19 protein-coding genes are annotated in these 25,362 nt (G+C 70.0%); 12 read left to right on the forward strand and 7 right to left on the reverse strand.

The window, feature by feature from the left end:
• Window positions 1–109: 109 nt before the first annotated feature.
• From FOF48_RS00280 to FOF48_RS00295, 4 genes are read left to right on the forward strand one after another with little or no spacing between them, the layout of a single operon-like run.
• A complete protein-coding gene (locus tag FOF48_RS00280) occupies window positions 110–805 on the forward strand; it encodes a phosphoribosyltransferase (RefSeq protein WP_186001709.1) in 696 nt (231 codons plus the stop codon).
• A 27-nt stretch (window positions 806–832) separates the two neighbouring features.
• Window positions 833–2,761 (forward strand): selenocysteine-specific translation elongation factor, encoded by a 1,929-nt coding sequence (gene selB, locus FOF48_RS00285; RefSeq protein ID WP_143897579.1) that lies wholly within the window; start codon window positions 833–835, stop codon window positions 2,759–2,761.
• A complete protein-coding gene (locus tag FOF48_RS00290; protein ID WP_143897581.1) occupies window positions 2,758–5,277 on the forward strand; it encodes an ATP-binding protein in 2,520 nt (839 codons plus the stop codon). Before selB ends, FOF48_RS00290 begins: the two co-directional genes overlap by 4 nt.
• Window positions 5,274–6,707, forward strand: coding sequence for a sigma-54 dependent transcriptional regulator (locus FOF48_RS00295; RefSeq protein WP_143897583.1), 1,434 nt, complete (start codon window positions 5,274–5,276; stop codon window positions 6,705–6,707). Before FOF48_RS00290 ends, FOF48_RS00295 begins: the two co-directional genes overlap by 4 nt.
• 613 nt (window positions 6,708–7,320) lie before the next feature.
• Here the strand turns inward: FOF48_RS00295 and FOF48_RS00300 are convergent.
• From FOF48_RS00300 to nuoE, 7 genes are read right to left on the reverse strand one after another with little or no spacing between them, the layout of a single operon-like run.
• Entirely contained in the window at window positions 7,321–8,880 is a 1,560-nt protein-coding gene (locus tag FOF48_RS00300) for an NADH-quinone oxidoreductase subunit N (protein WP_143897585.1), read from the reverse strand.
• Window positions 8,881–8,895: 15 nt separating this feature from the next.
• Entirely contained in the window at window positions 8,896–10,587 is a 1,692-nt protein-coding gene (locus FOF48_RS00305; protein ID WP_143897587.1) for a NuoM family protein, read from the reverse strand.
• A complete protein-coding gene (gene nuoL / locus FOF48_RS00310) occupies window positions 10,584–12,809 on the reverse strand; it encodes an NADH-quinone oxidoreductase subunit L (RefSeq protein WP_143897589.1) in 2,226 nt (741 codons plus the stop codon). Before nuoL ends, FOF48_RS00305 begins: the two co-directional genes overlap by 4 nt.
• A gap of 25 nt (window positions 12,810–12,834) precedes the next feature.
• On the reverse strand, window positions 12,835–13,137 hold the full coding sequence (gene nuoK / locus FOF48_RS00315) for an NADH-quinone oxidoreductase subunit NuoK (protein ID WP_143897591.1): 303 nt from the start codon (window positions 13,135–13,137) through the stop codon (window positions 12,835–12,837).
• Between the two features lie 25 nt (window positions 13,138–13,162).
• Window positions 13,163–13,669, reverse strand: coding sequence for an NADH-quinone oxidoreductase subunit J (locus tag FOF48_RS00320; protein WP_143897593.1), 507 nt, complete (start codon window positions 13,667–13,669; stop codon window positions 13,163–13,165).
• Window positions 13,666–15,006: an NADH-quinone oxidoreductase subunit NuoF gene (gene nuoF, locus FOF48_RS00325; protein ID WP_143897595.1), complete on the reverse strand. Its 1,341-nt coding sequence runs from the start codon at window positions 15,004–15,006 to the stop codon at window positions 13,666–13,668. Before nuoF ends, FOF48_RS00320 begins: the two co-directional genes overlap by 4 nt.
• A 40-nt stretch (window positions 15,007–15,046) precedes the next feature.
• Entirely contained in the window at window positions 15,047–15,535 is a 489-nt protein-coding gene (gene nuoE, locus FOF48_RS00330) for an NAD(P)H-dependent oxidoreductase subunit E (RefSeq protein WP_120559403.1), read from the reverse strand.
• A 104-nt stretch (window positions 15,536–15,639) separates the two neighbouring features.
• On the opposite strand from nuoE, the gene FOF48_RS00335 reads away from it, so the two are divergent.
• From FOF48_RS00335 to FOF48_RS00370, 8 genes are all read left to right on the forward strand, one after another.
• Entirely contained in the window at window positions 15,640–16,392 is a 753-nt protein-coding gene (locus FOF48_RS00335) for a TIGR02266 family protein (protein ID WP_143897597.1), read from the forward strand.
• A 69-nt stretch (window positions 16,393–16,461) separates the two neighbouring features.
• Entirely contained in the window at window positions 16,462–18,093 is a 1,632-nt protein-coding gene (locus tag FOF48_RS00340) for a serine/threonine-protein kinase (RefSeq protein ID WP_143897599.1), read from the forward strand.
• 75 nt (window positions 18,094–18,168) lie between these two features.
• The gene (gene serB, locus FOF48_RS00345) at window positions 18,169–19,374 is read left to right on the forward strand and encodes a phosphoserine phosphatase SerB (RefSeq protein WP_143897601.1); all 1,206 of its coding nucleotides are present in this window, start codon (window positions 18,169–18,171) and stop codon (window positions 19,372–19,374) included.
• A 554-nt stretch (window positions 19,375–19,928) separates the two neighbouring features.
• On the forward strand, window positions 19,929–20,687 hold the full coding sequence (locus FOF48_RS00350) for a hypothetical protein (protein ID WP_143897603.1): 759 nt from the start codon (window positions 19,929–19,931) through the stop codon (window positions 20,685–20,687).
• A 35-nt stretch (window positions 20,688–20,722) separates the two neighbouring features.
• Entirely contained in the window at window positions 20,723–21,565 is an 843-nt protein-coding gene (locus FOF48_RS00355) for a hypothetical protein (RefSeq protein ID WP_143897605.1), read from the forward strand.
• Between the two features lie 126 nt (window positions 21,566–21,691).
• Window positions 21,692–22,615, forward strand: a complete 924-nt coding sequence (locus FOF48_RS00360; protein WP_186001710.1) for a beta-ketoacyl synthase N-terminal-like domain-containing protein — start codon at window positions 21,692–21,694, stop codon at window positions 22,613–22,615.
• A gap of 9 nt (window positions 22,616–22,624) precedes the next feature.
• The gene (locus tag FOF48_RS00365) at window positions 22,625–22,903 is read left to right on the forward strand and encodes an acyl carrier protein (RefSeq protein ID WP_143897609.1); all 279 of its coding nucleotides are present in this window, start codon (window positions 22,625–22,627) and stop codon (window positions 22,901–22,903) included.
• Window positions 22,900–25,362, forward strand: a complete 2,463-nt coding sequence (locus FOF48_RS00370; protein ID WP_143897611.1) for a hypothetical protein — start codon at window positions 22,900–22,902, stop codon at window positions 25,360–25,362. The genes FOF48_RS00365 and FOF48_RS00370 overlap by 4 nt, the downstream gene beginning before the upstream one ends.

Consider the following 25,362-nt stretch of genomic DNA (forward strand, 5'->3'; position numbering starts at 1 on the left):
GGATGTTTCAACGCTTCACACCGTTCAGGAAAGCAGGCGCGGCGGTTGTGGCGGGGTCGCGATGCTCGGGATATGACAGGGCCGCCTCACCTCACCCGGAGCTTTCGTCGTGGCCATCAAGCGGGCAGCGCCGCCGAAGTCCCAGGACCAGCGCAAGCCTTCCCCGAAGTCCGCCGTGCCCTCCGCGTCCCAGAAGAAGGACGCGGAGAAGCTGGTCTCCATTCCCACCGACCTGGTCCTGGCGCCGCAGGTGGAAGCGCCGCGCCAGCCCACCGGGCGCGACCAGTCCCGGCAGAAGTCCACCGGCGTGGTGGAGCTGTCGTGGGCGGAGTTCGACCGCTCGGTGCAGAAGCTGGCGCGCGCCATCCGTCAGGCGTGGGAGCCGCAGGCGGTGGTGGGCGTGGCCCACGGCGGCGTGTTCGTGGGCGGGGCGCTCGCGGGCGCGCTCGGCTGCGAGTTCTTCCCCGTGCGCATCAGCCGCCGCAGCCGCGACAAGGCCGAGCGCACCAAGGAGCGCGGGCAGCCCCAGGTGGGCGGGGAGATGCCCTCGGAGCTCAAGGGCCGCCGCGTGCTCATCGTGGACGACATCGCCTCCAGCGGGGACACGCTGGAGCTGGCGACGACGCTGGCGCGCAAGGTGGGCGCGAAGGAGATCCGCACGGCGTGCCTGGTGGCGCGGCCGGAGGGCTTCACGCCGGACCACGTGGGGCTGTCCACCGACTCGCTCTTCGTCTTCCCCTGGGACTACGAGCCGGTGATGGGCGAGGCCCACTTCGACGACGACCCGGACAAGGCCGGGGCTTGAGCCCGGGACCCGGGCGCTGACGCGGCGATGATCATCGGGACGGCGGGGCACATCGACCACGGCAAGACGTCCCTGGTGAAGGCGCTGACGGGCATCGACACCGACCGGCTCCCGGAGGAGAAGCGGCGGGGCATCACGCTGGAGCTGGGCTTCGCCCACCTGTCCCTGGCTGGCGGCCAGGAGGCGGGCGTGGTGGACGTGCCCGGCCACGAGCGCTTCGTGAAGGCCATGGCCGCGGGCGCGGGCGGCGTGGACCTGGCGGTGCTGGTGGTGGCCGCGGACGAGGGCGTCATGCCCCAGACCCGCGAGCACCTGGACATCTGCCGGCTGCTCGGCGTGAAGGCCGGCGTCGTCGCGCTCACCAAGGCGGACCTGCTGGACGCCCTGGGCGACGACTGGCGCGCGCTGGTGGAGGCGGACCTCGCCTCGCTCACCACCGGCACCTTCCTGGAGTCCGCTCCCGTGGTGCCGGTGTCCGCGAAGACGGGCGCGGGCCTGACGGACCTGAAGGCGGCGCTCGGCCGCGCGGGCGCCACGCTGCCGCGGCGGCCCTCCGAAGGGCCGGTGTTCCTCCCGGTGGACCGGGCCTTCACCATCAAGGGCTTCGGCACGGTGGTGACGGGCACGCTGCTGTCCGGCGCGCTGGCGGTGGATGAAGCGGTGGCGTTCCTTCCGGGGGCGCCCGGGGCCCGTCCGGGGCCGTTCCGCGTGCGGGGCGTGCAGGTGCACGGGCAGCCGGTGCCTCGCGTGGAGGCGGGGCAGCGCGCGGCGGTGAACGTGGCGGACGCGCAGACGGAGGACCTCCACCGGGGCATGGTGCTCACGCGCGCGGGTGAGCTGCCGGAGACGTCCATGCTGGACGTGGAGCTGACGCTGCTGCCCGCGGCCGAAGCGCCGCTCGCGAAGCGCCGCAAGCTGCTGCTGCACCTGGGGACCGCGCAGGTGGAGGCCACGGTGGCGCTGCTGGACCTGGACTCGCTTTCGCCCGGGGAGACGGGGCTCGCGCAGCTGCGGCTGGAGTCCCCGGTGGGGGCGCTCGTGGGTCAGCGCTTCATCCTGCGCGGCTCGCGCGCGCTGCCGGGGCGGGGCGCCACGGTGGCCGGGGGGCGCGTGCTCTCCATCACCCCGCCGCGCCGTCGCCGGGGCGCGTCCGCGGTGGTGCGGCCGCTGCTGGAGGCGGACGCGGCCGGACAGGTGGCCTGGCTGCTGCGGCAGGCGGGCTACGCGGGGCTCACGCAGACGGAGCTGTTCGGCCGCTCGGGGCTGGGGCCGAAGGTGCTCGCGCGCACGCTGGAGCTGCTGGGCGCGAAGGGGCAGGTGCTGCTGGTGGACCGCGACAAGCGGCTCTACGTGGCGCACGACGTGTTCGACGGGCTGCGCCAGCGCGCGCTCGCGTTGCTCGCCGCGTTCCACGAGCGCGAGCCGATGCGCGAGGGCCTGCCGCGCGAGGAGCTCCGCCAGCGGCTCTCCTCCGGGCTGGACGCGCGGCTGTTCCAGCGCGTGGTGCAGGCGCTGGTGGACGCGGGGCAGGTGGAGGCGGAGAAGGACGTGGTGCGCCTCCAAGGCCGGGGCCGCACGCTGACCCTGGGGGACGAGGCCGCGCGCACGCGCCTGTCCGCGGAGCTGTCCGCGGCGGGGCTGGCGCCGCCCACCGTCACGGAGCTGGCGCTGAAGCTGTGCCTTCCCCCCGCGAAGCTCCAGGAGCTCTTGAAGGTGCTGGTGGCCACGGGCACGGGCGTGCGCGTGAGCGAGGAGCTGTGCTTCGACGCGGGCGCGCTCGACGAGCTGCGCGCGCGGCTGGTGACGTACCTGAAGGAACAGAAGGAGATCACCACGCAGGACTTCAAGGAACTGGTGGGGCAGAGCCGCAAGTTCACCATCCCCCTGTCGGAGTACTTCGACCGGGAGAAGGTGACGCTGCGGGTGGGTGACAAGCGGGTCCTGCGTCGCGGATGAGTCCCAAGGCCTACAGCGTGGGGGCGTTGCGCGCCCTGGTGGAGCCCTTCTCCAATCCCATGTTGGTGCTGGAGGGGGAGGGGCGCGTCTGGGTGGCGAACGACGCGTACGCGCGGCTCCTGGGCCTGCCCCTGGAGCAGGTGGAGGGCCACTCCTTCCTGGACTTCGTGCAGCCCGAGGAGCGCAGCCGGCTGGCGGACCGCTACCAGCGGCTGGCCGCGGGCTCGCCGCTGGATGGGCGCATGCAGCTCTACCGGGTGAGCAGCCTCCAGGGCCAGCTGAACGAGGTCTGCGTGCAGGGCTCGCGGCTGCTGCTGGAGGGCGGCGGCCACGGCCTGCTCCTCAACTGCATCGTCCAGCCGGACCGCCCCCTGGAGCTGGCGGTGGCGGAGCGGCTGGTGGACACCTCCGCGGGGCTGGTGTCCGCGCGCTCGGAGGAGGCGGTGCGGCGCGTGGCGCTGGCGGGCCTGGAGGCCGCGGGCTTCCGGGCGCGGCTCCTGCGCTGGGAGGGCACGCGGCTGGTGGTGCGCGACGGCGTGCCCCCGCCCGCGGACGCGCACCTGGCGCTGGAGGCGCTGTCGGATGGCCGGCCGGTGTTCGGCGGCGCGGACCAGGCGCAGCCCACGCACGCGTACCTGCCGGTGGGCGGGCCGCGGTCGGAGGTGCTGTGGGTGACGGGCCCGTGGGTGGCGCCCCGGCACGGCTCGGTGCTGACGCTGTTCGCGAAGGTGGTGGGCGCGGCGCTCGCGGACGCGAACCTCCAGGCGGACGGCGTGCGCAGCCGCTGGGAGGTGGAGGCGGTGGCGGAGATGGCGCGCTTCGTGGCGCAGCCCGTGCCCCCGCCGCCGGAGACGTTCCTCGCGCGGGTGGCGGAGCTGCTCCAGGCCCGCGCGGTGGCGCTGCACGTCGTCCCCGAGGCCGGCCAGGGCCCCCGGCTCCTCGCCCACGTGGGGCTGGAGGAGGGGAGCCCCATGGGCGTGGACGCGGGCCGCATCACGGGCGTGCTGCTGTCCGCCTCGCTCCAGGAGGACGGGGGCGTGCTGTCCTCGGAGGCCCAGGGGCGCGCGCTGGAGATGCTGTCCGCGGGCCGCTTCGGCGGTGGCACGGCGGCGCGGCTCACCCGGGGCGGGGAGGCCGTGGGGGTGGTGCAGGCGCTGCGTCCGAAGGAGCGCCCCTTCGACGAGCGCGACGCGCGGCTGCTGGCCGCGCTCGCGGAGCTGCTGGTGACGCTGCTGGAGCAGCGCCGCCTGCGCGCGGAGGCCGCGCGCCAGCTCACCGAGTCGCGCCTGCTCTTGGACCTGGCGCGCACCACGGCCGGCGTGCTGGAGACGGCGAGCATCCTGGACGTCGCGTCCGACTTCCTGGTGAACCTGCTGGACGTGTCCAACTGCTTCATCCTGCTCTACGACGAGCAGGCCAAGCTGCTCCGCGGCGCGGCGGCGTCGGCGGCCCACCGGGACCTGTTCCGCACGGTGGTGGTGCCGCTCGACAGCCAGGACCTGGCCGCGCGCGTGGCCCGCGAGCGCAGGCCCATCGCCATCGAGGACCTGACGTCCGGGGGAGAGGCCGCCAGCGCCGCGCTCGTCGAGCGCCTGGGGGAGAAGGCCCTGCTGGGGCTGCCGCTCACCTCGCGCGAGGAGCTCATCGGCGTGGTGATGGTGGACGACGTGCGGGGGCCGCGCCCCTTCGGCCCGGAGCTCATCGACCTGGCGGAGGCGACGTGTGGCCAGCTCGCGCTGTCCATCGCCAACGCGCGCCTCTACGAGTCCCTGTGGGCGAGCTACGCGGAGCTGGCGGCCACCCGCGCGGAGATGGTGAAGCGCGAGCGGTTCACCGCGCTGGGCGAGCTGTCCGCCATCGTCGCGCACGAGGTGCGCAACCCCCTGGGCGTCATCTTCAACGCGGTGGCCTCGCTCCGGCGCATCATGAAGCCTGAGGGGGACGCCGCCATGCTGCTGGACATCCTGGGGGAGGAGAGCGACCGGCTCAACCGGATGGTGGGCGACCTGCTGGACTTCACCCGCCCGCGCAACCCGGTGCTCCAGCCGGAGGACCTGCAGCGCGTGCTCCAGGACGCGCTGGAGGCCGCGAAGGCCCAGGGGACCACGGAGCGGCCGGTGTCCATCCACCTGGACGTGGAGCCCGACATGCCTCCGGTTCCCATGGACCGGCGGCTCATCCGCCAGGCCTTGTTCGACGTGGCCGTCAACGCCATCCAGGCCATGCCCCAGGGAGGCCAGGTCCAGGTGCGTGCGCGCCGAGAGGCGCACGGCGGCCGCGAGCAGCTGCGCATCGACGTGGTGGATCAAGGCCCGGGCATCCCGGCCGAGCTGCTCCACCGCGTCTTCGAACCCTTCTTCACCACCAAGGCCCAGGGCACGGGCCTGGGGCTCGCGGTGGTGAAGCGCATCCTGGAGGAGCACCGCGGCGAGATCGCCGTGGAGAGCAGCGTCCCGGGGCGCGGTACGACCTTCACTTTCTGGCTGCCGCTCATGCAGCCCCTGTCCTTCCCATGACCGACGCGACCACCCCGATTCCCCGAGGACGCATCCTCGTGGTGGACGACCAGCGCAACATGCGCGCCACGACCGCGCTGCTCCTGCGCGCGGAGGGCTACACCGTCTCCGAGTCCGCCACCGGCGAGGAGGCCCTGGGCGTGCTCGCCCAGGGGCGCGTGGACCTGCTCCTCACCGACCTGAAGATGGAGCCCATGGACGGGCTCACGCTGCTGAAGCGGGCGCTGGAGGTGGCCCCGCGCCTCCAGGTCATCATGATGACGGCCTTCGGCTCCATCGACAGCGCGGTGGAGGCCATGCGCCTGGGGGCGTACGACTACGTCACCAAGCCCTTCAAGGAAGGGGAGCTGCGCTACCGCGTGGAGCGCGCCCTGGACCGGGCGAAGCTCCAGGCGGCGGTGGACAACTTCGCCACGGAGTTCAACCAGCGCCACGGCCTGTCCGCGCTGGTGGGCCGCAGCCAGGCGATGCGGGACCTCACCACGCGCCTGCTGCGCGTCGCGCAGAGCGACGCCACCGTCCTCATCCAGGGCGAGAGCGGCACGGGCAAGGAGCTGGTGGCCCGGGCGCTCCACGCGCACAGCCGCCGCAGCAACCAGCCCTTCGTGCCCGTCAACTGCGCGGCCATCAGCGAGACGCTCCTGGAGAGCGAGCTCTTCGGCCACGCCAAGGGCGCCTTCACCGGCGCGGTGAAGACGCGCCGGGGCCTCTTCGAGGAGGCGGACGGCGGCACGCTCTTCATCGACGAGGTGACGGAGACGAGCCCCACCTTCCAGTCCAAGCTGCTGCGCACGTTGCAGGACGGCGAGGTGCGCCGCGTGGGCGAGTCCACCGCGCTGCGCGTGGACGTGCGCATCGCCGCGGCCACCAACCGCGACATCGAGCTGGAGGTGAAGGAGAAGCGCTTCCGCCAGGACCTCTACTACCGCCTCAACGTGGTGATGCTGCGCGTGCCCCCGCTGCGCGAGCGCCTGGAGGACGTGCCCGCCCTGGCCGAGCACTTCCTGGAGCGCGCCAACGCCCGCAGCCCCCGGCCCCGGCGCCTGTCCGCCTCCGCCGTCGACCACCTGATGACGTACAGCTTCCCCGGCAACGTGCGCGAGCTGGAGAACCTGGTGGAGCAGGCCGCCGCGCTCGCGGAAGCGGACGAGCTGCTGCCAGAGGACTTCCCGCTGCGCCCCCAGGGTCGCGTGCTCCCGGCGTCCCCCGGCCTGCCGCCCACCGACGCGCGGTCGCCCTCCGCGGAGGCGACCGGCCCCACGCTGGCGGAGGTGGTGGAGGAGGCCGAGCGCCGCGCCATCGTCCAGGCCCTGGAGCGCCACGGCGTGGACCTGGCCCGCGTGGCCGACGAGCTGGGCGTCTCCTCCACGACGCTGTGGCGGAAGATGAAGCGGCTCAACCTCCGGCCGCCCGCCGGTGTCCGTGAGTAGGGCCCCGGCGGCGCCTCGCACCACCTTCCAGGGTGAGTGCAGATCCGAAATCCGCCACGTTCAGGGATGAAAAAAACAAGTCCCTGATTTCGTTCAGCGTTTTCATCCCTGAAACGCGATTGCAGCCTTGCAATGGGGGAGGGTGGGGGTGGGAGTGTCGTCCGGTCGTCCAAGTGCCTGAGAAGTCTGGAGTTTTGATCCGCGCGGGCACTGGCATGGCACCTGCTAAAGGTTACGGCGGGACGCATCGAAGCGAGGTTGAAAGTGGTTCCCCCCCACCCTTTCAGCACTTCCGGTGTGTCACCTTGAGAAGACCCGCGGCCCGACACCCTCACGGGTGCCGGGCCGCCTTCTTTTCCCCCTCCCTCCTGCCTCGCTTCCGCCGCGCGTGACGCCTCGGGCGTCCGGGAACGGGCTCATGACGCCGTGAGCCACGCGGGGGAGCCATTTCACTTCTGAAATGCGGCGCGGGGGCGGGTACTCCAGCCCTCCATTTCATTTCTGCAATGGACGTGGGTCCATGACGCCACGGGCCAGGCCCGCAACGACAACGCCCGCCAGGGCCGGGGGGGGCCGAGGCGGGCGTCGGGTGCCGCGAGCTGCCGGCGGGAGGCTACTGGCCGAACAGCGTGCCGGCCTGGGCGAGCCAGTCGGTGACGTGGCCGGGGAGGATGCCCAGCAGGACGACGGCGACGGTGGAGATGACCAGCGCGGCCTCGGTGCCCCAGTTGCGCTCCAGCGGCTGCGCGCCCTCGGGGATGGGGTGCATGAACATGTAGACGACGACGCGCAGGTAGTAATACGCGCCCGCGGCGCTGGAGAGCACCGCCACCACGGTGAGGCCCACGAGGCCCACGTCGATGGCCGCCTGGAAGATGAGCAGCTTGCTCATGAAGCCCACGGTGGGGGGGATGCCGCCCAGGGACAGCATGAAGGCCGCCATCGCGAACGCCCAGCCCGGACGGCGCTGCGCGAGGCCCGCGAAGCGCTCCAGGTCCCAGGCGGTTCCCTTCTCCTCGTCCTCGCGGCGCTCCAGCGCGGACACCATCGCGAACGCGCCCGCCGCGCTGAAGGTGTACGCCAGCAGGTAGTAGAGGATGCCGCGCAGCGCGTCGGAGCGGGCCACGTCCAGCGGCGTCCCACCCGACAGCGAGGACGCGGACAGCAGGCGGAAGTGCTCGCCCGGCGCCGCGACGAACAGCGCCGCCACGCCCAGCAGCAGGTAGCCCGCGTGCGCGATGGACGAGTACGCCAGCATGCGCTTCACGTTGCGCTGCGGGATGGCCATCAGGTTGCCGGCGACCATCGTGAGCAGCGCCAGCGTGGCGAACAGCATCAGCGGCAGCTTCGGGTCCATGCCCTTGCCCACCGTGAGGAACACGCGCACCAGCGACGCGAACGCCGCCGCCTTCACGCCCGCGCTCATCAGCGCCGTCACCGGCGTGGGGGCACCCTCGTACACGTCCGGCGTCCACATGTGGAACGGCACGGCCGCCACCTTGAACGCGAAGCCCGCGGCGATGAGCACCGCGCCCACGTAGACGAGCGCCGGCGACGTGGCCAGCGCCTGCTGCAGCGGGCCCACCATGTCGTTCAGCTTCGTCGTGCCGGTGGCGCCGTACAGCAGCGCCGTGCCGTACAGCAGGATGGCGGAGGAGAAGGCGCCCAGGATGAAGTACTTGAAGCCCGCCTCGCTGGGACGGGTGCCGCGGCGCAGGTACGCCGTCAGCGCGTACGTCGCGATGGAGAGCACCTCGATGTTGACGAAGATGGTGATGAACTCCGACGACATCGCCAGCAGGCTCATGCCCGCCGAAGCGAAGAGCATCAGCGCGTAGAACTCACCGCGCTCCGCGCCGCGCTTGCGCAGGAAGCCCACCGCGCTCAGCGCCGCCAGCGCCAGGCCCACGCTCACCACCAGGGTGAGGAAGCTGGAGAAGGGGTCCAGCACGCCGAAGCCGAGGAACACCTCGTGCGGCGGCTCGAACATCAGGCCCACGGCCACGGCGCCGCTGGCCGCCGCCGCCACGACGGTGAGCACCGCCTGGTAGCCGCGGGACGCCGTCGCGGAGAGGAACACCTCCGACAGCAGCAGGACGGAGGCCGCCACCACCATGATGATGGCGGGCAGCAGGGGGAGGAAATCCGCCAGGGTGAGATTTGGCAGGTTCATGGAGTCTTTCGGGGCCTACTCGCGCACGGCGAGCGGCGCGGCGGGAACGGAGGGGCGGGCCGCGGCGGCGGTGGAGGGCAGCGACATCACCTCCACGCGCAGCTGGTCGTCCTTCGCCTGAGGGGCGCTCGGAGCGCCCACGCTGGCGCGCGCCACGTAGCGGTCCGTGGACGGAGCGATGCGGTCCAGGAAGGGCTGCGGCATCAGGCCCATCACCGCCACCAGCACGATGAAGGGGGCCGTGGTGAGCATCTCGCGCAGGTTCATGTCGCGCAGGTGCTGGTTCTCCCGGTGCGTGATGCCGCCGAAGAACACCTTCTGCACCATCCACAGCATGTACGCCGCGCCCAGGATGACGCCCAGCGTGGCGAACACGCCGAAGGGCAGGGGCAGGGTGCTCTTGAAGGTGCCCATCAGCACCAGGAACTCGCCGATGAAGCCGTTGGTGCCCGGCACCGCCACCGACGAGAACGTGATGATGACGAACGCCGCGGTGAACACCGGCATCACCTTGGCGATGCCGCCGTAGTCCGACATCAGGCGCGTGTGGCGGCGCTCGTAGAGGAAGCCGAACAGGAGGAACAGCGCGCCCGTGGACACGCCGTGGTTGAGCATCTGGTACGCGCTGCCCGTCGCGCCCTCACCCGTGACCGCCAGCAGGCCCAGCATGCAGTAGCCCAGGTGGCTGACGGACGAGTACGCGATGAGCTTCTTGATGTCCCGCTGCGCCAGGCACATCAGCGCCCCGTACACGATGCCGATGACGGACAGCACCGCCAGCACCGGCCGCGCCGCGTGCGCCGCCACCGGGAACAGCGGGATGGCGAAGCGCCAGAAGCCGTAGGTGCCCATCTTCAGCATCACGCCGGCCAGGATCATGGAGCCCGCCACCGGCGCCTGCACGTGCGCGTCCGGCAACCAGGTGTGCACCGGCCACATGGGGACCTTGATGGCGAACGCCAGCGCGAACGCGGCGAACATCCACGGCCCGTAGGTGTACAGCGTGGCGGCCAGGCCCGTGAGCGACGCGCACGCGCCCTCCGGCCCGCTGCTGCACGCGGCCAGCTGCTGATTGGCGGCGAGCAGGTTGTTGTAGAGCTGCCCGTAGTCGAACGAGCGCGTGCCCGGCCCGCCGCTGATGAAGTACACGGCCACGATGGCCACCAGCATCAGCAGGGAGCCCACGAGCGTGTAGAGGAAGAACTTCACCGCCGCCATGCGCCGGTCCTCGGCGCCCCACACACCCACCATCAGGTACATGGGGATGAGCATGGCCTCGAAGAAGATGTAGAAGAGCAGGACGTCCATCGACGCCAGCGCGCCCAGCATCGTCGTCTGGAGCACCAGCAGCGCCAGGTGGAACTCCTTGATGCGGTGCTGGATGTACGTGGTGGAGGCGAGCACCACCAGCGGGCCCAGGAACACCGTGAGCAGCAGCAGGCTCACCGCCAGCCCGTCCACGCCCAGGTGGTAGCTCATCCCGAACTGCTGGAACCAGGGGACGCGGTACTCCATCTGGAACTCCGCGCCGGAGGGCTCGAAGCGGAAGTACGCCCAGACGCCGAACGCCAGGTCCAGCAGCATGCCCACGAAGGTGATGGCGCGCACCTGCCCGTGTTCGGAGGCAGGCAGCATCAGCACCAGCGCCGCGAAGACGAGCGGCAGGTAGATGACGACGTTCAACAGGTGGGTGTCGAAGAAGCTCATGAAAGCACCTGCAGGAGGGCGTAGACCGCGCCGCCCAGGATGGCGAGCGCCATGATGGCGGCGTAGGCCTGCGCGTCGCCCGTCTGGAGGCGGCGCAGCCCCAGGCCCACCTTCTCCGTGACGTAGGCGGTGCCGCGCACCAGCACCGTGTCGATGACCAGCGCGTCCACCACGCGGAAGAGGATGAAGGCCACGAACTTCACCGGCCGGATGAGGATGAACTCGTAGAGCTCATCCACGTAGAACTTGTTCTGGGCGGTGCGGCGCACCGCGCGGGCGAACGCCGGCACGGGCTGTCCCGCGCGCGAGGGGAAGTACTTCAGGTAGGCGAACGCCGCCGCCGCGCCGCCGGACAGCGCCACCAGCCACGCGAAGAGGTAGTCCGTGATGGCCGGCGTGCTGGTGTCCAGCTTCACCGTCTCCGCCGCGCGCGCCACCGCCTCCGCGGGGCGGAGCACGGGGCTGAGGAAGTTCTCGAACACCGGCTGCATCCCGCCGCCCGTGCGGGGCATCAGGGGCAGCGCGTAGGCGAACGTCACGAAGCTGAGGAACGCCAGGACGACCAGCGGCAGCGTCATGTGCCACGCGCTCTCATGCGCGTGCGGCACCTTGGCCTCCTTGGAGCGCGGGCCCGTGAAGGTCAGCAGGTACACGCGCGACATGTAGAACGCCGTGGACGCGGTGATGAGCAGGCCCATCACGTAGACGAAGGTGGAGACCCACTCCAGCCCGTGCAGGTGGTTGTGGTGCACGCCGTGGAAGATGGCGTCCTTGGAGAAGAAGCCCGACATGATGGGGAAGATGCCGGTGATGGCCAGCGTGGCGACGAGGAACGTGCCGTGCGTCCAGGGCATCTCCTTCCACAGGCCGCCCAGCTTCTTGATGTCCGTCTCGTCCGCGTTGCCGTGCATCACGCTGCCGGCGCCCAGGAAGAGGCAGGCCTTGAAGAACGCGTGCGTCATCAGGTGCATCTCGGCGGCCCAGAAGACGCCCATGCCCACGCCCATGAACATGATGCCCAGCTGCGACACCGTGGAGTAGGCGAGCACCTTCTTGATGTCGTCCTGCGCGAACGCGATGAGCGCCGCCAACAGCGACGTGAGCGCGCCCACGATGGCGATGGTCGCCATGGCCGTGGGGGAGAGCACCAGCAGCGAGCTCATGCGGCAGAACAGGTACACGCCCGCCGTCACCATCGTGGCGGCGTGGATGAGCGCGGACACCGGCGTCGGGCCGGCCATCGCGTCCGGCAGCCAGACGTACAGCGGCAGCTGCGCGCTCTTGCCCGCGGCGCCCAGCAGGAAGAGCAGCATGATGGCGGTCATCACGCCGCCGAAGGTGTAGCCGGACAGCGGCCCGGCCTCGATGGGCGTGGCCAGCGACACCGCGCCGCCCGTGCCCTCCGGCAGGGCCAGGGCCATCTTCTCCAGGCCCTTGAAGGTGACGGGCCCCTTCTGCTCGATGCCCTGCGCGTAGCGGGCCCGCGAGCTGCTGGCGGCGTTGAAGTCGCGCGCGTCCGCCTGGCGGTTGAAGGCGCCCACCGTGAGGATGAGCAGGAACGTGGCGATGAGGAACGCGAAGTCACCGATGCGGTTGGTGACGAACGCCTTGCGGCCCGCCCACGCCTTCGCGCTGTCCGTGTACCAGAAGCCGATGAGCAGGTAGCTGGCCATGCCCACGCCCTCCCAGCCCACGAAGAGCAGGACCAGGTTGTCGGCCATCACCAGCGTGAGCATCGCGGCGACGAAGAGGTTCAGGTACGCGAAGAAGCGCCAGTACCCGTCGTCGTGCTCCATGTAGCTCGTGGAGTACAGGTGGATGAGGAAGCCCACGCCCGTGATGATGAGCAGCAGGATGCCCGACAGGTGGTCCACCAGCAGGCCGAAGTTCACCCGGAAGTCACCCGCGGCGAACCACGTCCCATAGTCGTGCGCGATGGCGTAGCGGATGACGTCCCGCTCGAGGCCGAACGGGTTGGCCATGCTCACCACGCGCCCGCCGGCCGCGTCGCTGGTGGCCCAGAAGGCCAGCACGCTCAGCACGAAGGCGCCCGCGATGGCGGAGCACGCCACCAGGTGCACGTTGGCCCGGCCCAGCCACTTGCCGAACACGCCGCACACGAACGCGCCCAAAAGCGGCAGCAGGATGATCAACCCCAGCGATGGTGCGAACACATCGGGGGGGATGGGTGCCGTTCTGAAGAATTCGACGATTCCGTCCATGGATGGGCTCAGGGAGTGACGGGATTCAGTGCTTCATCGTCCGGATGTCGTCCACGTTCACGGAGCCGCGACTGCGGAAGACCGCGATGACGATGGCCAGACCGATGGCCGCTTCCGCGGCCGCCACGGCGATGACGAAGAAGGCGGACACGTGGCCCATGCCGTCGCCGTGCATGCGCGCGAAGGCCAGGAACGTGAGGTTGACCGCGTTGAGCATCAGCTCCACGCACATGAAGACGACCAGCGCGTTGGTACGCACCAGCACGCCGAACATGCCCATGCAGAAGAGCGCCGCGGCCAGCAGGAGGTAGTAGGTGATGGGGACCATTGGATTGTCCTGAAGGGCGCGAGGACTAGATGCGGGACTTGGCCACGACCACCGCGCCCACCATGGCCACCAGCAGGAGCAGGCTGACCGCTTCGAAGGGCAGCAGCCAGGTGGTGAAGATGGTCTCGCCGATGGACGCCATGGTGCCGAACGTCGCCTGGGCCTGCGGACCCAGGCGCGCGGGCTGCGCGTCGATGCGGCCCAGCGTCACGACCAGCACGGCGAGCAGGCCCAGCGCGGAGGCGCCTCCCAGGATGCGCGTCACCGTGGGCCGGCCGCGGTGGGCCGCGTCACCCAGGTTGAGCAGCATGATGACGAAGAGGAAGAGCACCATGATGGCGCCCGCGTAGACGAGCACCTGGATCACGGCCACCGTGTGCGCCCAGAGGAGCACGTAGATGCCGGCCAGGAAGAAGAACGTCGACACCAGGGCCATGGCGGAGTTGATGGGGCTCCGCGCGGTGATGACCAGCCCCGCCGACAGCAGCGTCATCACGGCGAACACGCCGAAGAGAACCAATTCGATGTTCAAGACCAGTCTCCGAAGGAACCCCAGGGGTGGTCACCGAACGGGCAGCGCTTCTCCCGAACGTGAGCCTCGAACTCGTCCCGGAACCGCATGAGGAACGAGTGCGTCGGCAGGGCCGCCGCGTCGCCCAGCGCGCAGATGGTGTTGCCCAGACCGATGGGCGGGTAGGGCGCGATGGAGGAGGCGACGTTCGACAGCATGTCGATGTCGCTCATGTCCGCGCGGCCTTCTTCAATCTTGCGCAGCAGGCGCGTCTGCCAGGGCGTGCCCTCGCGGCACGGCGTGCACTGGCCGCACGACTCCTCCGCGTAGAAGCGGGCCACGCGCCAGAGGCTGCGCACCATGCAGGTGGCGTCGTCCATCACGATGACGCCGCCGGAGCCGGCCATCGTCTGCTTCATCTTCAGCGCCTCGAACTCCAGCGCCACGTCCAGCTCGTCCGCCCCCAGCACCGGCGCGGAGGAGCCGCCCGGGATGACCGCCCGCACCTTGCGGCCCTTGGGCATGCCCTGGCCGTACTGGTCGTCGTGGATCAGCTCCAGGATGGTGGTGTGCATCCCCACCTCGTAGACGCCGGGGCGGTTCACGGAGCCGGACAGGCAGACCAGGTGCGTGCCGCCGGACTTGTCCGTGCCCAGCTTCGCGTACCACTCCGCGCCCTTGGCGAGGATGGGGGGCACGCTGGCGAGCGTCTCCACGTTGTTCACCACCGTGGGGCTGCCGAACAGGCCCACCACCGCGGGGAAGGGAGGCTTCAGGCGGGGCCAGCCCTTCTTGCCCTCCAGCGACTCCAGCAGCGCCGTCTCCTCGCCGCAGATGTACGCGCCCGCGCCGCGGACGACGTAGCAGTTGAGTTCGTAGTCCTTGCCCAGCATCGACTTGCCGAAGATGCCGGCCTTGTAGGCCTCGTCGATGGCCGCCTGGGTGCGCTCCGCCTGGAACTTGAACTCGCCGCGCAGGTACACGTAGCAGGTGTGCACGCCCAGCGCGTACGACGCGATGGCGATGCCCTCCAGCATCATGTGCGGGTCGTTCTCCAGGATGTAGCGGTCCTTGAAGGTGCCCGGCTCGGACTCGTCGCCGTTGACCGCCAGGTACTTGGGCTTGGGGCTGTCCTTGGGGACGAAGCTCCACTTCATGCCCGTGGGGAAGCCGGCGCCGCCGCGGCCGCGGAGGTTGGACTTCTTCACCTCATCGATGATGGCCGCGGGCTCCATCGTGAGGGCCCGCTTGAGCCCGTCGTAGCCGCCGCGTGAACGGTAGCTGTCCAGGGTCCAGGACTGGGGCTTGCCCCAGGCCGCCGAGATGACGGGTTCAACCGCCTTTGCCGTAGAGGCCATGGATGGATGTCCTAGGAAAGCGAGGGGGAGGAGGGGCGACTCACGACAGCCGGGCCAGGATGGCGTCCAGCTTCGCCTGGGTCAGGCGCTCGTGGTGGTCCTCGTTGATCTGCAGGCAGGGCGCCGTCCCGCAGGACGCCAGGCACTCCGTCTCGCGCAGGGTGAACTTGTCGTTCGTCTCACCGGCGGTGAGCCCCAGCTTCTGCTCCAGGTACGCGAGCATCTTCTCCGCGCCCCACAGTGAACAGGACAGGTTCGTGCAGACGTCGATGACGTACTTGCCCGGCTTCTTGAGGTGGTACATCACGTAGAAGCTGGCGACCTCGTAGGCGCGCTCCGGCGTGACCTCCAGGTTCTTCGCCACCAGGCGCAGACCGTCAGGAGGCAACCACCCCTTGAGGTCCTGCAGCAGGCGCAGCGCGGGAAGCATGCCGGCGCTTTTGCGATCAGGGGGGTAGTGCGAGAGGATTTCCGCGATCCCCGCGTCGAACTTCTTCTGCTCTTCAGGAGTGAACAGGGGCTCCGCCATGGCGGGCCGTACGTATTGCCGCAATGGCTTCGTTGTCAACATAAACCCTCGGCGGTAGACTGGACCGCCATCAGCAAATTTCCGAGCGATTTCAACCCCTTGTTATGAGCCCGGACCCTGCGGACCAGCGGCAGTACCCTCGTGTCCCCACCGTCCTCCGGGTGGACTACCCGCATGGGCGTCCACTCCGGGACGTGACGGAGAACCTCTCCGCCGGAGGCTTCTTCGTCCAGACCGAGCAGCTCTTCGCGGTGGGGGATGAGCTTCGGCTTGCTCTTTCTTTCCCGGGACTGCTGGATCCGGTAGAAGTCGCCGGGACCGTGGCGTGGGTGCGCCTGGCCGCTCCCGATCAGCCGGGCGGCGTGGGCATCCGGGTGGAGAGCGAGCAGGACCGGCGGCGACTGGGTGACATCTTGACTGCGGCGGGACCAGAGGAGAGCGCGACGACCCCTTCCGAGCAGGACGGGTACCGTGTGCTCATCGTCGAGGACAACCCCCACATCATCGAGATGTACAGCTACGTGCTGAAGAAGCTCGCGAGCAACGACCTGCACGGCAAGGTGCCGCTGGAGGTCCACTTCGCGCCGGACGGGCACCACGCGCTGCTGCGGCTGCGCGAGGACCGCTTCAGCCTGGTCATGCTGGACCTCTACATGCCGGTGATGGACGGCTTCGCCCTGGTGGAGCGCATCCGGGAGGAGGAGGCGCTCAAGGGCATCCCGGTCATCGCCATCTCCGCGGGCGGCAAGGAGGCCCAGGAGCGGGCGATGCAGCTGGGGGTGGATATCTACCTGCGCAAGCCCGTGCGGTTCGTGGAAGTGCTGGAGACGGTGAAGCAGCTCCTGCGCATCAAGTAGAGAAGACGCGGCTTCGTCGCACCAGACGTTGAAGCGCCGGGCAGGTGCCGCGTAGAGTCCGGCGCACCCATGACGAAGCCCGCCATCCATCGTGACACCGTCAGTGGCGAGGCGCTGCTCATCCTGCAGAATCTGCGGGAGAACGGCCGCCTGGGACGCTCGAACAAGCTGGCCGACGTGAAGGCCGCCCTCGAACCGTCCGTCTCGCTGGAGTTCGACAACTACTTCTTCTTCCTGCGCAAGTTCCACTACATCGCCATGGACCGCGAGGCCCAGCTCAAGCTCACCGAACAGGGTGAGCGGGTGGTGGAGGGGGACCTGCAGGACCGGTTCGCGTCGGAGGTCGACGACTTCTTCGCGGATCAGCTCCTCCCGGCGGAGGACGCGACGCACATCGGCCGTCCGTTGGACGAGGACGAACCGATGAGCGTGCCGCCGCCGCCGCCGGAGCTGCTGCTGGACGAGGCGGAGGTGGACCCGTCGTCGGCGGGGGGCCCCTCGCAGTCGCAGGTGGGGCCGCCGCCCGTGCCGCCGTCGCGCACGCACCGGGTGGCGATGCCGGCCCTGGACCTGGCGCAGGTCGCCCCTCCGATGCCGGCGCCGCCCATCTCCACGCCGCAGCCCATGGCCCGCCAGGATGGGCCCGCGGAAGGCCGCCGGGAGACCTTCATCGGGCTGCCGCCCGCGCCGGCCCCCCAGCCCGTGGCCGCGCCGGTCCCCAGCGCTCCCCAACCGCTCATCATCACCCCTCCGCTCGCCGCCGCGCCCGCTCCGATGCCCCCTCCCGCCACGACCCCCGCTCCCGCAGCCCCGGTTCCCAATGCCGCCGCCGCCGCGAAGGGCTCCAGCGACCTGGACCTGCGCTACCAGAAGTTCGACCCCATCGGCACGGGGCCGCTCGGCACGGTCTTCAAGGGTCGCTACAACGCCCTGGGGCTGGACATCTGCATCAAGGAGCTGAAGGACATCTTCGGCTACTTCTCCTTCCTCCAGCGCGGTGAGGTCCTCAAGCGCCTGAAGAAGGAGCTGTGCGCGCAGGCGCAGGTGCGCCACCCGGGCGTGGTGCAGATCATCGACCAGAACGTGGACTCCGGGCGGCCCTACTTCGTCGTGGAGCTGATGCGCGGCAGCCTGAAGGAGCGGCTGGAGGCGAGCGGCGGCAAGGGCATTGAAGTGCCGCACGCGCTGCGCACCTTCCTGCAACTGGCCTATGGCCTCCGGGCGGCGCACGCCGCGGGGCTCACCCACCACAACCTCAAGCCGGAGAACGTCCTCTTCGACGCGTACGGAAACGCGAAGCTGGCGGACTTCGGGATGAGCCGCGTGGTGGAGGTGGACGCCACCAAGGGCATGCCCCAGGTGTTCGTGGGCACCGGCGGCATGGTGTACATGGCGCCGGAGCTGATGAACCGGGGCGCCAAGGAGCCGGGCCCGTCCGCGGACGTGTACGGCCTGGGCATCCTGCTCTACGAGATGTTCACCGGGCAGATCCCGGGCCGCCGTTCGCCCCTGCCGTCGGAGGTGAACCCGGAGGCGCCCAGCGGCCTGGATCAGCTCTTCGACAAGGCCACGCAGGACAAGCGGGAGCAGCGCTACCCGGACGTGGACGCGATGCTGGAGGACTTCTACAAGGCCTTCCCGGAGCGCGAATACCAGGAGCGCGGCTCGCTCATCCTGTCCTCGGATCCGCAGCAGGAGTAGCCCCTCTCCGGGCAGGCGGGCCTCCACGCGAGGCTCGCCCGCTCCGGCTGGGACCTGTCAGACTGCGGCGCGCCCATGACCGCGCGCCCCTCCGACAGCGTCCTCCTCACCGTCACCGGAAGGGACGGCCCCGACACCACCGCCCGCATCACCGGCCTGCTCGCCGAAGCGGGCGCGGAGCTGTTCGACGTGGAGCAGGGGGTGCTCCGGGGAATGCTCACCCTGGCCCTCTGGGTGCGCCTGCCCGCGGCCCCTCCGGAGGTCGAGCCGCTGCTGCGGGCCCTGTCCGAGCTGCCCCGTGAGCTGGGCGTCACCGTGGACGTCCGCGTGGTGCCCGCCGCCGTGGAGCCCGCAGGGCCGGAGCCGCTGCGCTACGTCGTCACCGCCGTGGGCCGCGCGCTGGGCATGCGCGACGTGCATGCGCTGACGGCGCGGCTCGCTGCGGGCGGCGCTCGCGTGGAGCGCATCACCCGGCTGAGCGAGACGCCGCTGGCGTCGGTGGAGCTGCACGTCACGCTCCCTCCGGACGCGGACCCGGTGGCGCTGAAGGGCGCGCTCCTGGCGCTGTCCATGGAGAGCTCTACGTTCGACGTGGCCCTCCAGCGCGAGAGCCTCTACCGGCGCGGCAAGCGGATGGTGGTGATGGACATGGACTCCACGCTCATCCGCATCGAGGTCATCGACGAGCTGGCGCGGGCGTACGGCGTCCACGCGGAGGTGGCCGCCATCACCGAGCGCGCGATGCACGGGGAGATGGACTACGACGAATCCCTGCGCCAGCGCGTCGCGCTGCTCGCCGGACTGGACGCGCGGGTGCTGCACGAGCTGGCGGCGAACCTGCCGCTCACCGAAGGAGCAGAGACGTTGATCCGCGTGCTCAAGCGGCTGGGCTACCGCACGGCTGTCATCAGCGGTGGCTTCTCCGTGGCGGCGGAGGCGCTCCAGCGGCGGCTGGGCATCGACTTCGCGTACTCCAACGCGCTGGAGGTCCAGGACGGGAAGCTCACCGGGCGCACGGTGGGCACCATCGTCAACGCGCGCCGCAAGGCGGAGCTTCTGGAACTGCTGGCGAAGCAGGAGGGCGTCCTGCTGGAGCAGGTCATCGCCGTGGGAGACGGGGCCAATGACCTGCTGATGCTGGAGAAGGCGGGGCTGGGCATCGCCTTCCGCGCCAAGCCCCGGCTTCGCGAGGCGGCTGACACGTCCATCTCCGCTGGCGGGCTGGACACCATCCTGACCCTGCTGGGCCTCACCGCGCGCGAGCTGCACGAGGTGGGTTGAAGCAGGCGGCGGACGGGACCTGCTTCATCAATGCCTCGCGTCCCTGACGCGAGCCGGGGCGCCGGCGCGAAGCGCTTGAAGCCGCCCTGTGCAATGCCATCCAGCCATTCGTGGCGGTGAATGCCTGACAAGGGCATGGCACGCCCCGTGCGTCCGACAGGACCTGCTGGGTCCGCTCGGTCCTCGGCGGGCATCGGAAATGCCATGGATTGGCGCCGCGTTCGCCGGGCCTCCGCCCGTTTCCGGAGGGCGCCGCGTCGTGACGCCAATCCCAGCCCTCGGCCGAGGTCAAAATCATCCTAGGCACGCAGGGGGGAGTGCCCATGGAGCTGGACAAAAATATCCGACCTGGCAGGTCCGTCAGGTTAGTCCGAGAAAGACCAACATTGTGTAATTGCTTGTCTTTTTAGAAGGGCAGACGTTGGCCCCACGCTTGCTCATGTCCTGGCTGCCCGTACAGCGCGCCCGTACAGCGCAGTTTCCACCCACCGGAGGTATGGACCATGAGGCAGACGTGCAGTCCCACCTGGAAGCAAGCACTGCGATGGTTGGCGATGGCGCCAGCCTTGTTGTGCGGCACCCTCGCGCACGCGGATGAGCCCGTGTACGAGATGGAAGCCGCGGCGCTCGCCAGCTATTTCACCATCGACATCTACACCGTGAAGAAGGGCGGGGAGAGCGCCTTCCTGACCCAATCCCTGCGCTCCGGCCCGTATGACCGCATCGCGACGGGCTTCGGCAGCGAGAAGATCGTCGAGGTGCTGCCCGCGCACCGCGAGGCGGACCCGACGTACATCGTCCTCGGCCGCTACTTCGACCCGGACATGGGGACCTCCATCACCCGCTACCGGCAATCCAAGACGGACTCCCTCGCCAGCGCGTCGCCCACGCGCCTGCAGGGCAAGCTGGTGGATGTCATCCTCAGTGACTGGAGTTGGGAGCGCAACCACGCCAAGGGCGTGAAGAAGGCCGCCACCACGCTCGTGCGGGCCATGCCGTACCAGGACAGCAAGGTGTTCCAGGAGTACACCGCGTCGCTCAACTTCATGAAGATCGGCTACGTGGGCCAGACGGCGAGCGTGGAGTTCTTCGACGCCAAGACGCCGCTGGACGACATCCGCAAGGCCATCACCGGGCGCCCGGGCATGTCCGGCACCGCCATCCTCTCGCTGTCGGATGGGAATGGCTACGCGGCCTACACCGAATACTACGAGCTGCCTTCCACGCTGAAGAGCGCGCAGCTGTCGCGCGCCGGCAGCCGTGTGGCGGGAGTGGCTTCGGGCGTCGTCATCGAAAACTACATGGCGCGCTGAGTCCGCCCTCCGACTCCGGAAAGGAAATCCCAACCATGCGAAAGTTGATTCCGCTGTTCACCTTCGCTTGCGCGCTCGCGATGTCCGCGCCAGCCGCCGCCCAGCCGCCCGGGGAGCAGCAGGGGCCCGTGGCGCAGATCATCGTCTATGACGTCGCGCCAGAAGCCCAGCAGCAGTTCAAGGAGGCCCTGGCGTCGACGCGCGTCGCGTACCAACGCGAACCCGGCTTCATCAATGAGCGCGTGCTCGACAGCCTGGACACGCTGGCGCTCAAGTACGCCACCTACGCCCGCTTCTCCAACGCCGTCGCGGCGGAGAACATGCTCAAGCGCCGGCTGGACGCCGTGGCGCCGTATGTCCGCCGTGCCCCGGAGGTCCACACGGCCGTCCTCACGCAGGCCTTCACCCCGCAGGCCATCAACCGCAAGCCCAAGGGCAATGAGTTCGCCGAGGGCAAGGTGAACCAGGTGGCCCACCTGGGCATGTTCATCCCGTTCCCCAAGTACTGGGAGCAGTACGAGAAGGCGCTGGATGACGTGAAGACCGTGACCCGCGGCCGCAAGCCCGCGGGCTTCCTGGGGGATGACGTGCTCGTGGAGACGACGGCTCCCGCCCCGGAGCGGCAGACGCCGTACTCGCCTCGGGCCGCCGAGGCCTCGCGGATGTCCTTCAACTACGGCGAATACAACACGTTGGAGGACGCGGAGAACTCGTACGTGCGCCGGCATGGGCCCGTCGAGGATCCGAAGATCGCCGCGCTCGCGCGAGTGTTCTACGGGTCGCTCCAGGTGCCCGCCCGCTTCTACATCTTCCGGGTGGTCGACAACTACGGACCCTCCTCCGCCAACGTCCGTCAGGGCCGCTCCAAGCCCCGCTAACCGCACCGCATTCCAGCCATGTCCTCTCCTGACATCTCCCGGCAGGGCGGTGAATGCCCTGTCTTTGTCCAATCACATGCCGCCTTCACCCCGAGATGGAGGACGCTGGGGGAGATTCTCTCCGCGGTGCGAAGCCATCACCGCTTCGACCCGGAGCGGGATCGCCTGGTTTCTGAGCAGGACCTCGCGGCGGGAGCGAACCTCCCGCCGCGGGAGTTCCGCAAGATGGACCGCTTCTCGCTGCTCACGCTGTCCGCCGTGCAGCCGTTGCTCGCGCCGCTGTCCGCCGAGGAGCGGACGGCGTGCGGACTCTTCGTGGGCAACATGCTGGCGGGCTGGACCTTCACCGAACCGCAGATCCGCACGTTGCACACCCAGGGCGCCGGGGCCGTGAGCCCCTATCTGGCCACCGCCTGGTTTCCCGCCGCCGCCCAGGGACACACCACCATCGCGCTGGGGATGCAGGGCATCGCCAAGACGGTGACCACGGACCGGTGCTCCGGTGGGCAGGCCATTGGGATGGCCTATCACCGGCTTCGCCACGGCGCGTCCGGCTCACTGATGCTGGCGGGGGGCGCGGAGGCACCCGTGACCCCGCTGGTCCTGGCCGCGCTTGGTGATGACGAGCGGCCGGCCCCGCTCGTGGAGGCGTCCGCGTTCCTGTTGCTGCGCAAGGGGGCCGCCCCGGTGGGCGCTCCTGTCATTGGCGCTCATGCGAGCTTCCGGCTCACCACGGCGGTCAACGCCGAGGCGCGGCTGCGCGGGTTCCTGGACCGGCACGTCCGGGACCGGCCGCTCGAAGCGGTGGTGTGTGACGCCCCTCCCTGGAGCGGGACCGAGCGGGTCCTGCATGGGCTCCTCCGGCGCACCCGCGGAGAGGGCCTCCGCCTGTTCGACGTGTGCCGCACGGTGGGCGATGCGCTGGGGGCTGGCAGCGCGCTCGCGGCGGCGCTCGCCTGCGAGCTCCTTCAATCCCTTTCCCCAGGCCGGTCGGTGCTTGTCCTGTCGTTGGGACATCAGTGCGTCGACCTGCTGTGGCTCTACACCTGAGGAACCCCCATGGCGCTCCCAACCCCTGACGTGATCGAAACCATCTTCCAGTCCCTCCACTCGCTCGGGCACCCGCCCGGCACCGTGAAGCCTTCCACCCATCTCCAGGATGAGCTGGGCATCGACTCGCTGGAGACCGTGGAGTTGTCCGCGGTCGTCTGCCAGCGGCTGGGATTGCCGTCGCGGGTGGCCGCGGACGTGCGCAACGTCCATACGGTCGAGGAGCTCGCGGCGCGCATCACGCCGCTGCTGGCGGAAGGCAATGGCGACACGGGGGCCTCGCCGTGACCCTGGGTTCCTCCTCGCGTGGCCTGCTGCTGCTCATGGGCCTGCTCCTCGCGGTGCAGGCTCGCGCTGGCCAGACGCACGTCATCGACCTCACGGATGCGCCGCCGTACATGACGCCGCTGTCGCTGCGTGCCCGGGTGGGCGACACCATCACCTTCAAGAACCACGGGCCGGAGATGGTGCACTCCATCACCGACGATGCCCTCATCCTCTTCTCCGGCGACCTCGCCGTGGGGGCGGAGTGGAGCTACACGTTCAAGCGCGCCGGGGTGTACCCCTACGTCTGCTTCCGCCACCACTTCATGCGCGGAGCCGTGACGGTGGAGAACCCGGACGGCACCACCGACTCGCCTCCTGAGTTCCCCTACCACGCGGCGTTTCGCGAGTTCGTCATCCCGACCCTGCGCGCAGTGCCCCGGATGATCATCCCCAGCCGCAAGGACGACACCTTGTGGTTCACCGAGGGAGGCGGGGACTTCTATGGGTTCGAGAACATCCCCGCCAACAACAAGCTGGGCCAGGTGGATGACCAGGGGCGGATCATCGAGTTCGCCACGCCCACGCCCGGCAGCGACGGCAGCACGGTGGGCGTCGACTCGCTGGTGATGGACGCCTCTGGCGCCGTCTGGTTCACGGAGCGCCTCACCAATCGCATTGGCCGCCTGGACCCCTCGGGCACCATCCGCGAGTTCCCGCTGCCCAGCCCCAAGGGATACGCGCTGGGCATCGACCTGGACGCCAAGGGGCGCATCTGGTTCGCCGAGCGGTACGCGAACCGCATCGGGTTCATCACTCCCGATGGCAAGGTGACGGAGGTGGAGCTGCCCGGCAAGGACTCCGAGCCGCGCACGGTGTACGTCGATCGCCGTCAGCGCATCTGGTACACGGCGCGCACCGCGAACGAGATTGGCTATTACGAGCCAGCGCGCCGCCGCTTCGTGCGGCTGAAGATCCCCACGGAGAACGCGCGTCCCACGGGCATCGCGGAGACGAGCGACGGCACCGTCTGGTTCGTGGAGATGGTGGGCAACAAGCTCGCCAAGGTCGTGGGTGACCAGATCATCGAGTACGCGCTGCCCACGCGCTTCTCCGCGCCGTTCAAGATCGTCGCGGACGCGAAGGACCGGCTCTGGTTCACCGAGGTGTTTGGCAATGCCATCGGGATGATGGACACCCGGACCGGGAAGATCCTCGAGTACAAGATTCCCACCCCGGACAGTCGGCCGGGCGGCATCACCGTGGACCGCAAGGGCCGCGTCTGGTTCACGGAGCAGACGGGCAACAAGATTGGCATGGTGGTGCCGGAGGAGCTGGCCCGCTACCCGGATCCCGTCCCCGGGCCTTCCCTGGGGCCCGTGCAGGCTTCGGGGCGTGAGAAGCCCTGGGCGCCCCCCCCAGGCGGCCCCCCGGCGCCCGGGGATGGAGATGGCGCGCCGCGCGTGGCTCCCCCCGCGGGGACGCAGGGGACTCGCGGTGGGGTGCCTGCTCCGGGGCCCAGCCCCAAGCCAGAGGGCCCCCAGGCGCTCCTGGGCCAGGAGGACTTCGCGCTTCCACACGCTGGAAGTGGCCCGGGCAACGAGCTCATCGAGGACGCGGAGGGGCTGCTCTGGTTCAACCAGCTCTACGGCAACCGCATTGGCGCCTTCGACCGGCGCACGCAGCGCTTCCGCGAGTACGCGCTGCCGAGCGTCTCCAGCATGCCGTCGGGCATTGCGATGGATCGCTCGGGCCAGTTCTGGATCGCCCAGTTCCGCACCAACGCGCTGGCGCGGCTGGAGCCGCGCACGGGCCATGTGGATGAATATCCCCTGCCCATCGATGCCGCGCTGCCCTCCAGTGTGGTGGTGGACGAGCACGACGCGGTCTGGCTCACGCTGCTGGGGGCCAATCGCATCGCACGCTTCGACAGGGCCGAGCGCCGCTTCGACCTGTTCGAGATGCCACGCGAAGCCAGCAGCCCGCTCCACCTGGCGGCGGACCGCCGGGGCGGGCTGTGGATCTCCGCCTCGGAGGAGGCCGGGAACTACGTGGCGCGGTTCGACACCGTCCGTCACACCTTCGAGGTCCACGCGATGCCCACCCCGGACAGCTCGCCCATTGGCGTGCTGGTGGACGACGCGGCGGTCTGGGTGGCCGAGGGAGGCGCCGGCAAGCTGGCGCGCCTGGACCTGGGGACCCGGCGCTGGGAGGAGTTCACGGTGCCGGCGAGCGACGCGGAGCCCGTGCGGCTGGCCAAGGATGCGCGCGGTCGCATCTGGCTGACGGATGGCGGCGGCCTGGGGGGCGTGGGCGGCAATCGCATCGCGGTCTTCGATCCGCGGACCCGGGCCTTCGAGCTCATCCCCATGCGCATCGCCAGCGCCAAGCCGCGCGGAATCCTCGCGTCCGCGGACGGAAACATCTGGTTCACGCAGCAGAACGCCAACCTCCTCTCCCGCATTCACTTTCGAGGTCAATGA

Source organism: Corallococcus sp. Z5C101001, from assembly GCF_007352635.1.
Taxonomy (GTDB): Bacteria; Myxococcota; Myxococcia; order Myxococcales; family Myxococcaceae; genus Corallococcus; species Corallococcus silvisoli.